Here is a 14,933-nt window from a genome sequence, read left to right as displayed (position 1 = left end):
TTTTATTCCTGCTATTCGCCTTTTCGCTCACGCCCTAACAAGGCTTTGGCAACATCCACGGCACTTTTTCCTTCAAACAACATTTGGTAAATTTGCTCCACGATAGGCATCTCTACGCCCTGTTTTTGGGCGAGTAAATAAGCCTCTTTGGTGTTGTAGAAACCTTCCACCACCTGCCCGATTTCCTCAATAATATCGTCTGCTTTTTTGCCTTGTCCTAACGCCAAACCAAAGCGGCGGTTACGTGATTGGTTGTCGGTACAAGTCAGCACTAAATCACCCAAGCCTGCCATGCCCATAAAGGTTTTCGGATCGGCTCCAAGCGAAGCCCCTAAGCGGCTGATTTCAACTAATCCACGGGTAATCAATGCCGTGCGAGCATTTGCCCCGAAGCCCATTCCATCCGAAACACCAGCACCAATTGCAATCACGTTTTTAATCGCACCGCCCAATTGCACGCCAACCATATCATTGTTGATATACACACGGAAGGTTTTCGAGCAGTGAATACGTTGCTGCATTTCATCCGCAAACTGCGGATCATTTGAAGCAAGAGCAATGGCGGTTGGTAAGCTAGCAGCAAGTTCTTTTGCAAAAGTTGGGCCAGATAAGACCGCTAGCGGGTGATATTTGCCTAAAATTTCTTCTGCGACCGTTTGTAATAATCGCCCCGTATTGCGTTCCAAGCCTTTCGTTGCCCACATAATGCGATGCTCTGGGCGAATAAATGGCTTAATATTTTGTAGCACTTCGGCAAACACATGGCTTGGCACAACGATCAGTAAATCACGAGCTTTGCTTAATGCTTGTGCCAAATCGCTTTCAATTTCAAGCGCCTTAGGGAAAGGAATATCAGGCAAAAAGGCTTGGTTCATTCGTTCAGCCGCTAATTTTGCCATAGCTTCAGGCTGGTGCCCCCAAAGGTAGGTTTTGTGTCCGTTGCGAGCAAGTGCAATCGCTAATGCCGTGCCGTAGGAGCCAGCGCCGAGCACGGTTACAGGCGCGGAGTAGGTTGCAGTCATAGTTCATCCTTTGTCTTGTAAACTCTTCCCATAAGGTAAAGAGTAAAATAAGATTTTCGCATTATATCGTATCTAAAAAAATAGGTATGTTTTCACATACCTATTCTTTCTAAAAAACAAAATTAGTTTGCTTTTTCTTTGCCTTCTTCCTCAGATGCAGCTTCTAAACGATCAAAGTAATCCGCAAATAGTGCATTAAAGTTTACTGGTGAAAGATTTAATGCAGGGAAAGTGCCACGATTTACAAGGCTTGCGATTAACTCACGAGCGTAAGGGTAAAGAATTTCAGGGCATTGTGCTGATAAGCAGTGTGCTAATTGGATACCTTCTAAACCTTTGATAGTGAACACACCTGCTTGTTTTACTTCGCAGATGAATGCAGTGTCGCCACTGCCTTCTAATGTGGTTGAAACATTGATGTGTAATACCACTTCATAAAGATCTTCGCCTAATTCACGCGTTTCAGTATCGAGTTCAAAACCTAATTTTGGCGCCCATTCTTGGTTAAAAATGGTTGGTAGGTTTGGCGCTTCGAAAGAAACATCTTTGACATAGATACGTTGAATTTGGAATGCGAACTGTTGTGCTTCTTGTTCTGCTGTTTCAGCAACTTTGTTTTCTTCAGCCATATTATTTCCTTATTTTTTTACTGTTGGCAGATTTGCTGCTTTCCAGCCTATCATACCTTCTTTAAGTGCATAAACTTTCTCAAAGCCATGTTTGACAAGTTGTTCTGCGATTTTGGCTGCACCAAAACCATTGCCATCTACCACAATTACTGGACGGGCTTTGAATTTGTCGATTGAAGTGGTTTTGCCATCTTTAATATCGCTTGGGTGAATTAAGTGGCTTTCTACGATATGTCCTTTACGGAATTCATCATCGGTACGCACATCTAAGAATACACCTTCTTCGTTATTCACTAGTTGCACAGCTTCGGCATTTTCAATCACTTTGAATTTGCTGGTTGCTCCTTTGAATAAAGTGTAAAGGGTAATCACAAATACCGCCACCCAAGCAGCTATTAGCACTGGATGATTTGCGATAAATTGTTGAAGTTGTTGAGTAAACGTTAAGTCCATAGTTCCTCTCTTTAGTTGCAAATAATGCAAATCAAGCGGTTAGATTTCGCAAAAGTTTTGCAAAAATAAACCGCTTGGACACGAAAACCGCTCACAGCGGAGCGGCTTTAAAGATTAGGCTTGAACTTGTGATTGCATTAACTCGTCGAATGACATCGCTTTCTCAGTCACTTTCGCTTTCACTAATACTGCGTCAACCGCTTGCTCTTCTAATACCACGTTACGGATATTTTCAGTTAATTGACGGTTTTTCGCGTAGTATTCCACCACTTCAGCAGGTTGTTCGTAAGCTGATGCAATATCTGCAATCATCGCTTCAACGCGAGCTTCGTCCACTTTTAATTCGTTAGCACCGATCACGGTTGAAAGTAATAAGCCTACTTGAACACGACGTTTTGCTTCTGTTTCAAATAATTCAGCAGGTAATTGTGCTGCCATTTCTGGTTTGCCACCAAAACGTTGAACCGCTTGTTGACGTAATACATTAACTTCTTCCGCTACTGCTGCTGCAGGCACTTCGATATCGTTTTGTGCAATTAAACCATTAATTACTTGGTTTTTTACACGTGCAGTGACTGCGTTGTTTAATTCACGTTGCATATTTTTCTTAATTTCTGCACGTAAATCTTCTACTGATTTTGCGTTACCGAATTTTTTAACGAACTCTTCCGTTAATTCAGGTAATACGATATTTTCTACCTTTTTCAAGGTGATCGCGAATTTCGCCGCTTTACCTTTTAAGTTTTCAGCGTGGTATTCTGCTGGGAAAGTTACATCGATGTCGAATTGATCGCCCGCTTTGTGGCCTACAATACCGTCTTCAAAACCAGGGATCATACGACCTTGACCCATTGCAAGTACGAAGTCAGTTGCTTTACCGCCTTTAAACTCTTCACCATCTACAGAACCCACGAAGTCAATTACAACACGATCTTCTGATTTCGCAGCTTCTTGGCTTTCTGCCCAAGTTGCTTGTTGTTTGCGTAAAACATCAACCATTTTGTCTAAATCTGCGTCTAAGATTTCAACCACTGGTTTTTCAACTTCGATGTTTTCTAAACCTTTTAATTCCACTTCTGGGAACACTTCAAAAGTAACAGAGAAAGAGAACTCTTGACCTGGTTGGTAGTTATTTGGGGTGAAAGTTGGGCGACCTGCAAGGTTGATTTTCTCTGCGATAACTGCATCGAAGAAAGCACGTTGCATTTCATCAGATAATGCATCTTGACGAGCTGCCACGCCAAAACGTTGTTCAATGATTGAGTGAGGAACTTTACCTTTACGGAAACCATCTACGCGAGCGTTTTTCGCATAGCCTTTTAATTGCTCTTTGTAAGCTGCTTCGATTTTATCTGCTGCTACGATAATTGTTACACGGCGTTGTAAGCCTTCTAAAGTTTCGATAGAAATTGACATTCTTAAACCTCAATGGTGAGTATATAAAAGATAGATAAATAGACAGGCATTGTAACGTTCAAAGTCATATCTTGCAAGCACTAACAATGCAAGGGGATTTAATACATAAAATAAAAAAACGGAAAGGGATAAAATTTTCTCCGTTTTTCTATATTAAATGAAATTATAAACCTTTTGGAATACGGATTTTTTGACCTGGGAAGATCTTATCCGCATCTTTAATCACTTCACGATTTGCTTCAAAAATAGCCGTATATTTTGCCCCATTGCCATAAGCTTTTTCTGCAATTTTCCATAAGCTATCGCCTTTTTGGATAACATAAAATTCATCATCCGCACCGATTTTTTCACCACTTGCAAGCTGCACATTATCAATATTGACAGAAGTAATCCCTGCTACGTTACCCGCCATTAACACCGCTTTCTCAATCGCTGCGGCTGTCGTTGCTGCGCCAGATAAAGTCGCTACGCCATTCGCAACTGTTACTTGCACATTTTCTACACCTGGATTGTCTTGTGCTAAATGCTCTGTTACGGCTTGTGAAGCCTCTTCTTCTTTATTAAATAATTTGCGACCAATATCGCCTACAAAATCAAATAAACCCATAATAATGTCCTTGTTTATCAATATAAAAAGAGAAATGATCTTAACACTATTTTTATCGAAATAGTGTCAACGTTATGTTAGAGTATTGTAAATTTTTTTAGTTCAAGGATAACTTATGAAATTAGCCGAAGCTTTAATTGAACGTGCCGATTTGCAACGCCGTTTAGAGCAACTAAAACAACGCTTAAACCAAAATGCTCAATATCAAGAGGGCGAAGAACCCGCAGAAGAGCCAAATGCACTACTCGCCGAGTATCGTCAAACCGCAACAGAGCTTGAACGACTTATCATAAAAATCAACCTTGCGAATAATCGCATTTCACTAGAAAACGGGCAGTTGATGGTTGAAGCGCTTGCAAAACGTGACCGCTTGAAAGCAGAACATAGTACCTTAATTAACCTTGCAGATAGTGCAACACAGACCTTTGATCGTTATAGCCGTAGCGAAATCAAAACGTTGGCGGCAATTGATGTGAAAGCTATTCGCAAACAGATTGATGAGCTCGCCAAACAGCATCGCCAATTGGACACACGAATTCAGCTGGCGAATTGGCTAAGCGAAATTTAATCGAAATTAGGCATTCCAATTCAAGGCGAATACAACCTCGCTTAAGGCATAGCAATTAAAATTTAAAGCAGAAACCGCGGGCAGTTTCACCTCATACTGTGTAGCCCCATACAAGTGACTCTGTATTGTGATTGCGTATTTTGTATTACCACGTATTGATTGAATTGGAAAGGGTGGGTTAGGGGATTTAAAGTAGGAAAAAGTAGTGAAACAAGCTCAATTTTACGTTTTAAATAAAGATAATATTCACGAACAAGCGTGTGATTTAGCAGCAAAAGCGTGGCGACTTGGCAAGCGCGTATTGATCGCGTGCGAAACTGATCAACAAGCTTTTGAAATTGATGAACTACTTTGGGCAAGAGAGCCAGATTCTTTTGTACCACATAATCTTTCGGGCGAAACAACACAATATCCAACACCGATTGAAATTAGCTGGAAAGGCAAACGCAACGCCCAGCGCCGAGATCTATTGATCAGTTTGCAAACGCAAATTCCTGAATTTGTGACAAGTTTTAATCAAGTGATTGAGTTTGTGCCTGTGAATGAAACCGAAAAAGCCCAAGCCCGTGAGCGTTATAAACAATATCGTCAGCAAGGTTGGCAGCTTTCAACGGAACAAGTAGCATAACGATAAAAAAACAAGCGGTAAGATTCTTTTAAAATCTTACCGCTTATCTTTGCTAATTCAAGATTAGCAATAACCGTAGCTCATCAAACGTTGATAACGGCGATGTAGCAACGCTTCTTTATCCAGATTATCCAATTCGTGTAAATCGGTCAGAATGCGTTGTTTGAGGTTTTCTGCCATTTCGGCGTAATCACGGTGAGCACCGCCGAGTGGTTCTGCCACGATTTCATCGATCAGTTTCAACTCTTTTAAACGCTGTGCGGTTAAGCCCATGACTTCTGCCGCAGTTGAAGCTTTTTCGGCACTTTTCCATAGAATAGAGGCACAGCCTTCTGGCGAAATTACCGAATAAGTGGAATATTGCAACATATTCACTTTATCGCCCACACCGATGGCTAATGCACCGCCTGAGCCGCCTTCGCCGATTACGGTACAAATCACAGGCACTTTAAGTTGTGACATTTCACGCAAATTGCGGGCAATCGCTTCTGCCTGACCGCGCTCTTCTGCACCAATACCTGGGTATGCTCCTGGGGTGTCGATAAAGGTAATAATCGGTAGGTTAAAACGTTCCGCCATTTCCATTAAACGCAATGCCTTGCGGTAGCCTTCTGGCGCTGGCATCCCAAAGTTACGTATTACTTTCTCTTTTGTGGTTCTGCCTTTTTGATGACCGATAACCATCACAGGGCGCCCCTCTAAGCGCGCAATGCCACCAACAATCGCTTTATCGTCAGCAAAAGCACGGTCGCCCGCAAGCTCATCAAATTCGGTGAAAATATACTCAATATAATCCAAAGTATAAGGGCGGTTCGGGTGACGTGCCATTTTGGATGTTTGCCATGCATCTAAATTCGCAAAGGTTTTTTTGGTAAGCTCTTGCGCTTTTTTCTCTAAACGTTTGATTTCATCATCAAGATTGATTTTGCCATCTTGTTCTGCCACTGCCTTTAGCGACTCAATTTTCGACTCAAGTTCAGCAATCGGTAGTTCAAAATCTAAATATTCCATACGTTATCCTATTTTATAGAAAATCGGGTTATTAACAGGTTTTGTAGGGCGGACTTCAGTCCGTCATTTTATAACTTTTTGATTTTATTATAGGCGGACTAAAGTCCCCCTACCCAATATAGTAATGTGAAAAATCGGCTTATTTTACCTGATAGACAGCAAATTGTGCTAAAAAGCGGCCATTTTTATACAATTTTTTGTAAATTTCTATACAGATCCGACCGCTTGCATTTTCCGCTTCAGTTTACGGCTCAACCGTAAATTGCCCCATTGCACCGCGATCTCGCAACATTAAATCCGACACGCCAAAGTTAAATGGCAGTGCATTGCTGGCTTCGTGTTCAAATTTAACTAACAGCGTGACTTCCTGATCTTTCGGCAACCAAACAGTGTCTTTCCACGCTAAATATTTATTTTGCAAACGTTGGCGGTTGCGGGTTTCAATCACAAACTTCGCCCCTTGTAAAGTAAAGCCAATATCGCTATTGCTGGTGAGATACCAACGCTCCACGCTCCCTTTTCTCACACTAAAATCAATCCGTTTTGGGTCGAAGCGTTGTTGGTTAATCAGATAATCGAGCGGGCGAAGATTAAATTTCCGCTCATTGACAACGTTCATTTGGAAATCCTCCAGCTTAAACGGCACCGTTTCTGGCATCTGCGTGAATACCGCTGCCAAGCCTTGCGGCTGTAAGGTTAAAATGACATTGTCCACCAGCTCATTGCCATCACTAAACAGCAATTTTGCCTTATCCAGCAAGCTGCGTGGTTCGCCAGTAATCAGCGACACAGACGTATCTTCTTCCACTTTGACTAACACCTCCACCCGTTCACTTGGGGCAAGCGTCACCATTGGCTGGGCAATCGGCTTTTCAAACATCCCTAACCCAGTAGCAATCAATTGCAGTGGCTGCCCGTTGTCTAAGCGTAGTTCATACGCGCGAGAAAGTGAGGCATTGACAATTCGTAAGCGAATCCAGCCTGCTTGTACCTTCAAATAAGGCGATTCTTGCCCATTCACAAACAGGCGTGAACCGAAAAATTGCGGTTGGTTCGGGTCGAGTACCTGCTTGCCCTCTTTATTGATTTGTTGGTCTTGCAAAATGAGGGGAATATCATTCACGCCATATTGGTTCGGCAAATTGGTCTTTTTACTTTCCGCATCTTCAATAATCCACAGCCCCGCCAAGCCACGATAAACCTGAAATGCTGAATTGAGCAAAGTATCGGCGTGATACCAACAAGTGCAAGCGGATTGATTGACGCTCACAATCGGCGACCAACTCGCTTTCGGCTCAAGCTTGCGATGCGAAGAACCGAGCATCTCACTCGGCGTGAGCAAACCTTGAATATTCATTGAAATCGCTTGCGGGAGGTTATTCAGGTAAGTGAGTTTCACGAAATCTTGAGACCGCACACGAACCGTTGGGGTGAGATATTGCCCGTTTACGCCCCATACATCCACCAGCTTCCCCGCGTTAAATTGCGTTTGAGCAGGACGAAGATCAATACGCACAGGACGCCCGCGCCCTACATCGACAAGCGGTGGAATTTTTAATACAGGTTGCGAATTTGCCCACACAGGAGAAGGCAATGCAACCATCGCAGAAGCCAAGCCCGAGCGTTGTAAAAGTTGGCGACGGGTTAAGTGAAGAGGTTTATTCATTGGGTATATGATAAAGTGTTTGTTGTAACAACAGTGTTACTCTTAGCTTAGGTGCGGGGCTTATCCCCACCCATTTTCATATGCAATTTTAGGGCGGGAATAAACCCCGCCCCTACGATAGGCAATTACAATTATAATTTATTTATCCAACTGCTCAATCTCCGCATCAAGCTCCTCAATTCTCTTTTGCATGACTTGATGGCAATGTTCGATAAGCTCTTTCAAATTATCACGGTTGTAAGTGCTGGTATCAATCGGCTCCAGCTCTTCGCAAATCACCGTGCCATTATCCCAGCGGTTTAAATCTACTTTATTATGAAGCGTTGAGCAAACAATAGGGATAATCGGCACACCTGCAGAAATGGCGGTGTGGAACGCCCCTGTTTTGAATGGTAACAAACCACGCCCGCGACTACGCGTGCCTTCGGGGAACATCCAAATTGAAATCTGGCGTTGTTGGATAATTTCGCCCACTTTTGTCATTGTGCTGATCGCACTGCTGCGTTTCTCACGGTTGATGAAAATATTGCCCGTTGCCCAATAAACCAAGCCGAAAAATGGAATCCAAATCAGACTACGTTTACCGATGGTTACCGTTTTTTTAGGCATCATCGAAGAGATGGTCACCATATCATAGTTATTCTGATGGTTGGCGATATAAATCGCTGGTTGGCGTTCACCAGTATACGGGCGGCGAATTAACTTAATGCCAAGCAGTTTATGCATTTTGCTATACCAATAAGCAATTTCACCTACACAATCTGGATTGCGTAAACGGACTAACGCATAAAAAACACCAGCCACAGAGATAAGAATCGAGCAACATAACACTAACAAAATTCGAATAAGTTTTAACATAAAATTTCCTCAAAAGTTAGGCAAAGAGTATAGCAAAAAATAAACTATTAGAGAAAAAGGTTTGTTTGGGCTTGTGCTGAAAAGCAGATTGGGTATAGTAACCTTGTTTTTTCCAAACAAAAAAGAGGATTTTATGGCAGTAACATTAGCAGGCAACCCAATTGAGGTTGGCGGACACTTCCCACAAGCGGGCGAAACGGTGGAAAACTTTACGTTAGTTGGCAACGATTTAGCCGATGTTTCATTAAATGATTTTGCAGGCAAACGCAAAGTGTTAAACATCTTCCCAAGCATCGACACTGGGGTATGTGCGACTTCTGTGCGTAAATTTAACCAACAAGCGGCAGATTTAAACAATACCGTTGTGCTTTGCATTTCAGCTGATTTACCGTTCGCACAGGCTCGTTTCTGCGGTGCGGAAGGGATTGAAAACGCAAAAACCGTTTCAACTTTCCGTAACCACGCAGTGCACACACAATTAGGTGTATCCATCCAAACTGGACCGCTTGCAGGTTTGACTTCACGAGCAGTTATCGTTTTAGATGATCAAAATAAAGTATTATACAGCCAATTGGTTTCAGAAATTAAAGAAGAGCCAAATTACGATGCGGCATTAGCGGTGCTGGCTTAATCATGTAAATAAAACCGCTTGTATCTGCTACAAGCGGTTTTATTTTATGGTTAATTTGAAAACTCCATCAACCCACTCACTTTACCTTCATCATTTAAAGCAATAAGCGAGTGAATATGTAGCTGTTTCATCATCTCTTCCGCTTTGCCCAAGAATGTGCTGTCGGCAATGGTTTTCGGGTTGCGACTCATAATCTGCTCAGCGGTTTTATTCAGGCTTTCTGCCCCGAATTTGGCGAGTGTACGACGAATATCGCCATCGGTAATAATTCCACATAATTCGCCCGCTTGCATAATCACCGCCACGCCCATTCTGCCTTCGTTCATCACAGAAAGGCATTCACTGAATGTTGCCGTTGGTTCTGCTACTGGTACATTCGCATTCATCACATCACGCACGCGACAGAGCAATTTAAGACCTAGACTGCCGCCAGGGTGGAAGCGTGCAAAATCTTCGGCACGGAAATCACGGGCGTTAATCAAGGCAATTGCCAAAGCATCGCCCAATGCCATGGTAACCAGCGTTGAAGTGGTCGGGGCAAGATTATTTGGGCAAGCTTCACGCTCTACGTGGATGTTCAGCACCACATCGGCATATTTACCCAACGTGGAATGTGGGTTGCCCGTAATCGCGATGATCTTATTACCAAAACTTTTCAGGCTTGGAATAAGCTTGTTTACATCATCGGTTTCGCCGCTGTTGGAAATCAAGATTACCACATCAATCGGCTTGAGCATACCCAAATCACCATGGAATGCTTCGGTCGGATGCAGGAAAAAACTCGGTGTGCCCGTGGAAGCGAAGGTTGCCACCATTTTTTTGCCCACTAAGCCCGACTTGCCAATTCCTGCCACTACCACACGCCCTTCGCAGTGGAGCATTAGCTCAACCGCTTGGTTAAATTCATCTGATAAACGCTGATTCAAGCGGTCGATTTCGTGGGTGTAAAGCACAAGGGTTTCTTTGGCGGTTTGTAAGTAGTTCATAGGTTTTTTAAGAAAATTTTTTCTGAAATCCCTAGGGCTACCCGCCCTAGGTTAGGTATAAATACGTCCCGACAGGACGCTATGATTTGCTTATTATAGTGATCTTACTTGTAACTTCCAGCCCCAGTGGGGCTGATTTATGCGTAACCGATGGTGTGAGCCATAGAATCATTACCCTCTGGAAAGATAATCCCCTTCACACACCCATTTGTAGGTGGTCAATGCCTCCAAGCCCATTGGTCCGCGGGCGTGCAGTTTTTGTGTACTCACCGCCACTTCTGCACCAAGACCAAACTGTGCGCCATCAGTGAAACGGGTGCTAGCGTTGATGTAAACGGCGGCTGCATCCACTTGAGCAACGAATTGACGAGCGAGTTTGTAATCGCTGGTTAAAATGCTTTCCGAATGTTGCGAGCCATATTCGCGAATATGGGCAACCGCAGCATCCAAGCCATCCACTACCACCACGCTTAGATCAAGCGAGAGCCACTCTTGGCGTAATTTCTCTTGATCAAGCGGTTCAATTCCGTCTGCGTTTTGCAAATCATCGCTGTGAAGTGTTACGCCTACTGATTTCATTTTAACAACTAATTTCGGTAAAAATTCCTCTGCAACCGCACGATCAACAAGCAAGGTTTCTAAGGTGTTACAAGTGCTTGGGCGTTGTGTTTTCGCATTCACGATAACGTCCAGTGCTTTCTCCTGGTCAGCTGTTTTTTCTACAAACAGATGACAAACACCAATGCCACCTACAATCACAGGAATAGTCGAATTTTCTTTGCAGAACTGATGCAAACCTGCCCCGCCTCGAGGAATGACCATATCAATGTAGCGGTCGAGTTTGAGCAATTCGAGCAACAAGGCTCGGTCGGGATCGGTAATTGCCTGTACAGCTAATTTTGGCAAGCCTGCTTTTTCCAACGCCTTTTGCACCACTTCAACCAATACCGCGTTGGTAAATTTGGTCTCTTTACCACCACGTAAAATCACTGCATTGCCTGTTTTTAAGCAGAGCGAGGCAACATCAATGGTAACATTCGGGCGAGCTTCGTAGATGGTTAAAATCACGCCCAAAGGCACACGTTGGCGTTCGATTTTCAAACCGCTTGTAAGCACGCCACCGTCAATCACTTGCCCAACTGGATCAGCGAGGCTTGCCACATTGCGGACATCATCGGCAATCACTTTTAAGCGACTTTCGGTAAGCAATAAGCGGTCGGTAATGGCAGCTGAAATACCTTGTGTTTTTGCAAATTCGATGTCTTTTGCATTTGCTTGTAAAATTTCTTGGGCTTGATTTTCAAGGCTGTCGGCAATAATAAGTAACGCCTGATTTTTAGCGGTTTGACCGAATGGAGCAAGCTCTACGCTCGCTTGTTTGGCTTGTTGAGCAATCTGTAAAACGCTGGTCATCTTTTATCCTTTTTTGAAAACGTCGTTAGCGGCCAAATTATGCTAAAATTTGGCAAAATGCAACAAATAATAAAATTGAAAAGATGCATATTGAGACAATTCCTGAGCTTGTCGAAGAATTGGCTAAATATGCGTGATTTCATTTTTAATTATGCTTAAAACACTTACTGCGACTAATCCTTCGACAAGTTCAGGAACCGCCGCACAGAATGAGTTAAATATTTATTACTCGACAACTAAAAATGACAGAACAACATACTACAAAACACCTCATCAATATTCTTCCTCCTCAGCTTGCCAACCAAATCGCGGCGGGTGAGGTGGTGGAACGCCCTGCCTCTGTCGTCAAAGAATTGGTTGAAAACAGCCTTGATGCAGGCGCAACGCAGATTGAGATTGAGATTGAAAAGGGCGGTTCGCAGCTGATTAAAATCCGCGACAACGGCTGTGGCATTGCCAAACAAGATTTAGTACTCGCCTTAGCACGCCACGCCACCAGTAAAATCAGCTCGTTGGAAGATTTAGAGGCAATTTTAAGCCTTGGCTTTCGCGGGGAGGCATTGGCAAGTATCAGCTCGGTCTCGCGTCTACTTTTAACCTCTCGCCCTGAAGGGCAAGCGGAAGCGTGGCAAGCTTATGCACAGGGGAGGGAAATGGCAGTCGAAATTCAGCCCACCTCGCACCCTGTCGGCACAACCATTGAAGTGAATAATCTCTTTTTCAACACTCCTGCTCGTCGCAAGTTTTTACGCACCGATAAAACCGAATTTCAGCATATTGATGAAGTGGTTCGCCGCATCGCTCTCGCCAAACCGCATGTGAGTTTTACTCTTTCGCACAATGGCAAAGTGGTTCGTCAATATCGCAAGGTTGTGGATAACTCTGTTGAACAAAAACAGAAACGCGTGGCGGCGATTTGTGGTGATGCTTTTATTCAACAGGCGAACTATCTGGATTGGCAGCACGGTGATTTGCATCTGCACGGTTGGATTGGCTCACCTAAACTGGCACGTCCACAAAACGATCTTTGCTACAGCTATGTGAATGGGCGGATGATGCGGGACAAAACCATTAACCACGCCATTCGCCAAGCCTACGGAGAACATATCGCACAGGGCGACTACCCAGCATTTGTGCTGTTTTTGGATTTAGACCCTACCCACGTGGATGTTAATGTGCATCCAGCCAAACACGAGGTGCGCTTCCACCAAGGGCGTTTAGTGCACGATTTTATCTTACAAGGTGTGTTGCAAGCGTTACAACCGCAAGCAGATTTAATCATAGCAAATTCAACATACGTGGATAAAGTACACGAGAGTTTCCCTGCTTATGTGCAAGATAGTAACCGTCAAGCCGCAGGTTTGAATATGTTTGTACCTTCGTTTACAGAAAGTAAATCTCGCCCACAAGTGGTGCAATTTCCAAATCATTTTGCAGATCATTCTACGCAATATCGAGCACGTTCACCTCAATATACGCCACGTTTGAGCATTTCAAGCAAATCAGCTCAGCGTTGGTATAGCGAACTAGTAAAAACGGAAAATAATGTAGATTTGCAAACCAAAAACGATTTTCCACCGCTTATAAAGGCACAACCTCATCAAGCCGCTGTAATTTTTGCTAAGCCAGAAGTGATTGAAACGCAAGCGATCGAAAAGACCGAATATGTTGCAAAAACAGCGGTTTCAACGCGTTCTAGCGTGCTTGCAGTGGTGAAAAATCAAGCATTATTGCTCAAAGAAAATGAAGAGTTTTACTTGGTCTCGCTTCATCAATTGCAACGCTTGAAATTTGCTGAGCAGCTGAAAAAAGCCGAACCACTAACTTTACTGATTCCACTTAGCTTAACACTAGACGAAACACAGCAGCAACATTGGGAAAAGGTAAAAAACGAATTAGAAAATCTTGGTTTTGAAATTGCTGAAAAACATTGGCAAGCCCACACTCGTTTGATGATTTCTGCCGTGCCGAACTGCTTACGAGAGCAAAATTTCCAACAGATGATTTTTCAATTATTAAATGAACAAGCGGTCGATTTAATCGAATTTTTTGCAAAATCTTTAGATTTGCCAACCGCTTGGACATTGAGTGATGGAGTTAGCCTGCTGGCAGAAGTCGAACAGCGTTCGGCTAAGGCATTAGAGGCGTTAAAAGTGGAAGTGGAGTTTTCTATTTACTTATAGGAAATATTATCCTTTCATTTATGTAATGTACTACAATTTTGTTCGACCACATCGCTATAATCGAGGATTACCACCGATTTTCAATAAAACAACCTATCGGAGACTGTGGTTTTAGTTGACCACTACACCCTTACAGTGGTTTAACGAGAAAGCATAAGATCTTATTTATACGGGATTTTTAAATAAAACAGCTGGTAAGGATTATCAAATTTAATGCTTACCAACTATTTTGTCCTATATGCCATATTTATTTCTAGGCAGGTTTCATTGAACTTTAGAAACTATCTTCCAAAGATAGTAAAATGATAAGAGTATATAAAATAAAAAAACCTACTAAAAGAATTTAGTAGGTTTTCTTATTATAAATTAATGGCAGGGGCGGAGAGGCTCGAACTCCCAACACCCGGTTTTGGAGACCGGTGCTCTACCAATTGAACTACGCCCCTAAAGTTAAAGCGAGCATTTTTACTCGCTTTTAATATAATTGGCGGAACGGACGGGACTCGAACCCGCGACCCCCTGCGTGACAGGCAGGTATTCTAACCAGCTGAACTACCGCTCCGCAAATTTTGAAGATTGATAATGCCCTACTCTCACATGGGGAAACCCCACACTACCATCGGCGTTACAGCATTTTACTTCTGAGTTCGGAATGGGATCAGGTAGAGCTACTGCACTCTGGTTATCAATCAAATTCTTTATTTCCTTAATTCTCTTTCTTTAAGAAAACTAAGGAAATTCAATCTGGCGATGCCCTACTCTCACATGGGGAAACCCCACACTACCATCGGCATTACGGCATTTTACTTCTGAGTTCGGAATGGAGTCAGGTAGAACTACCGCACTATGGTCGCCAGAATAT

14 protein-coding genes, 2 tRNA genes and 2 rRNA genes are annotated in these 14,933 nt (G+C 43.2%); 4 read left to right on the top strand and 14 right to left on the bottom strand.

Features of this window, described 5'->3' with window-relative positions; all coding sequences use genetic code 11:
* Positions 1-11: 11 nt before the first annotated feature.
* The 5 genes from gpsA to lysM form a co-directional block, all read right to left on the bottom strand.
* Positions 12-1,022, bottom strand: coding sequence for an NAD(P)H-dependent glycerol-3-phosphate dehydrogenase (gpsA, locus tag DPV92_RS09045; RefSeq protein ID WP_111354591.1), 1,011 nt, complete (start codon positions 1,020-1,022; stop codon positions 12-14).
* Positions 1,023-1,144: 122 nt separating this feature from the next.
* Positions 1,145-1,651: a protein-export chaperone SecB gene (secB, locus tag DPV92_RS09040; protein ID WP_111354590.1), complete on the bottom strand. Its 507-nt coding sequence runs from the start codon at positions 1,649-1,651 to the stop codon at positions 1,145-1,147.
* Positions 1,652-1,660: 9 nt separating this feature from the next.
* On the bottom strand, positions 1,661-2,104 hold the full coding sequence (locus DPV92_RS09035) for a rhodanese-like domain-containing protein (protein ID WP_111354589.1): 444 nt from the start codon (positions 2,102-2,104) through the stop codon (positions 1,661-1,663).
* 114 nt (positions 2,105-2,218) lie between these two features.
* Positions 2,219-3,520, bottom strand: coding sequence for a trigger factor (gene tig / locus DPV92_RS09030; protein ID WP_111354588.1), 1,302 nt, complete (start codon positions 3,518-3,520; stop codon positions 2,219-2,221).
* A gap of 163 nt (positions 3,521-3,683) precedes the next feature.
* Positions 3,684-4,127, bottom strand: a complete 444-nt coding sequence (gene lysM, locus DPV92_RS09025; RefSeq protein WP_111354587.1) for a peptidoglycan-binding protein LysM — start codon at positions 4,125-4,127, stop codon at positions 3,684-3,686.
* Positions 4,128-4,242: 115 nt separating this feature from the next.
* Between lysM and DPV92_RS09020 the strand changes: the two genes are divergently transcribed.
* Together DPV92_RS09020 and DPV92_RS09015 are read left to right on the top strand one after the other, a co-directional pair.
* Complete coding sequence (locus DPV92_RS09020) at positions 4,243-4,695, top strand: DIP1984 family protein (protein WP_111354586.1); 453 nt, start codon at positions 4,243-4,245, stop codon at positions 4,693-4,695.
* A 205-nt stretch (positions 4,696-4,900) separates the two neighbouring features.
* Positions 4,901-5,323: a DNA polymerase III subunit chi gene (locus DPV92_RS09015; RefSeq protein ID WP_005707648.1), complete on the top strand. Its 423-nt coding sequence runs from the start codon at positions 4,901-4,903 to the stop codon at positions 5,321-5,323.
* Positions 5,324-5,386: 63 nt separating this feature from the next.
* Here DPV92_RS09015 and accA read toward each other — a convergent pair whose 3' ends face one another.
* The 3 genes from accA to DPV92_RS09000 all read right to left on the bottom strand — a co-directional run bounded on the left by accA (position 5,387) and on the right by DPV92_RS09000 (position 8,858).
* Complete coding sequence (accA, locus tag DPV92_RS09010) at positions 5,387-6,334, bottom strand: acetyl-CoA carboxylase carboxyl transferase subunit alpha (RefSeq protein ID WP_111354585.1); 948 nt, start codon at positions 6,332-6,334, stop codon at positions 5,387-5,389.
* Between the two features lie 244 nt (positions 6,335-6,578).
* Positions 6,579-8,000, bottom strand: a complete 1,422-nt coding sequence (locus DPV92_RS09005; protein ID WP_111354584.1) for a multicopper oxidase domain-containing protein — start codon at positions 7,998-8,000, stop codon at positions 6,579-6,581.
* 138 nt (positions 8,001-8,138) lie between these two features.
* Positions 8,139-8,858, bottom strand: coding sequence for a 1-acylglycerol-3-phosphate O-acyltransferase (locus DPV92_RS09000; protein WP_111354583.1), 720 nt, complete (start codon positions 8,856-8,858; stop codon positions 8,139-8,141).
* 133 nt (positions 8,859-8,991) lie between these two features.
* On the opposite strand from DPV92_RS09000, the gene tpx reads away from it, so the two are divergent.
* Positions 8,992-9,489, top strand: coding sequence for a thiol peroxidase (gene tpx, locus DPV92_RS08995; protein ID WP_111354582.1), 498 nt, complete (start codon positions 8,992-8,994; stop codon positions 9,487-9,489).
* A gap of 50 nt (positions 9,490-9,539) precedes the next feature.
* Here the strand turns inward: tpx and DPV92_RS08990 are convergent, their stop codons facing one another.
* Together DPV92_RS08990 and proA are read right to left on the bottom strand one after the other, a co-directional pair.
* Entirely contained in the window at positions 9,540-10,475 is a 936-nt protein-coding gene (locus tag DPV92_RS08990) for a KpsF/GutQ family sugar-phosphate isomerase (protein WP_111354581.1), read from the bottom strand.
* A gap of 171 nt (positions 10,476-10,646) precedes the next feature.
* The gene (proA, locus tag DPV92_RS08985) at positions 10,647-11,888 is read right to left on the bottom strand and encodes a glutamate-5-semialdehyde dehydrogenase (RefSeq protein ID WP_111354580.1); all 1,242 of its coding nucleotides are present in this window, start codon (positions 11,886-11,888) and stop codon (positions 10,647-10,649) included.
* 242 nt (positions 11,889-12,130) lie between these two features.
* On the opposite strand from proA, the gene mutL reads away from it, so the two are divergent.
* Positions 12,131-14,071: a DNA mismatch repair endonuclease MutL gene (gene mutL, locus DPV92_RS08980; protein WP_111354579.1), complete on the top strand. Its 1,941-nt coding sequence runs from the start codon at positions 12,131-12,133 to the stop codon at positions 14,069-14,071.
* 370 nt (positions 14,072-14,441) lie between these two features.
* Here mutL and DPV92_RS08975 read toward each other — a convergent pair.
* The 4 genes from DPV92_RS08975 to rrf (DPV92_RS08960) form a co-directional block, all read right to left on the bottom strand.
* Positions 14,442-14,517, bottom strand: a tRNA-Trp gene (locus DPV92_RS08975).
* Positions 14,518-14,556: 39 nt separating this feature from the next.
* Positions 14,557-14,633: transfer RNA gene (locus DPV92_RS08970), tRNA-Asp, on the bottom strand.
* 12 nt (positions 14,634-14,645) lie between these two features.
* Positions 14,646-14,761 (bottom strand): 5S ribosomal RNA (gene rrf, locus DPV92_RS08965).
* 52 nt (positions 14,762-14,813) lie between these two features.
* Positions 14,814-14,929: ribosomal RNA gene (gene rrf / locus DPV92_RS08960) — 5S ribosomal RNA — on the bottom strand.
* Positions 14,930-14,933 lie beyond the last annotated feature (4 nt).

Source organism: Pseudohaemophilus paraphrohaemolyticus, from assembly GCF_003253115.1.
GTDB classification, from domain to species: domain Bacteria; phylum Pseudomonadota; class Gammaproteobacteria; order Enterobacterales; family Pasteurellaceae; genus Haemophilus_A; species Haemophilus_A paraphrohaemolyticus_A.
Note: the sequence above shows the minus strand (reverse complement) of the source record. Positions and strands in the feature narration are given on the sequence as shown.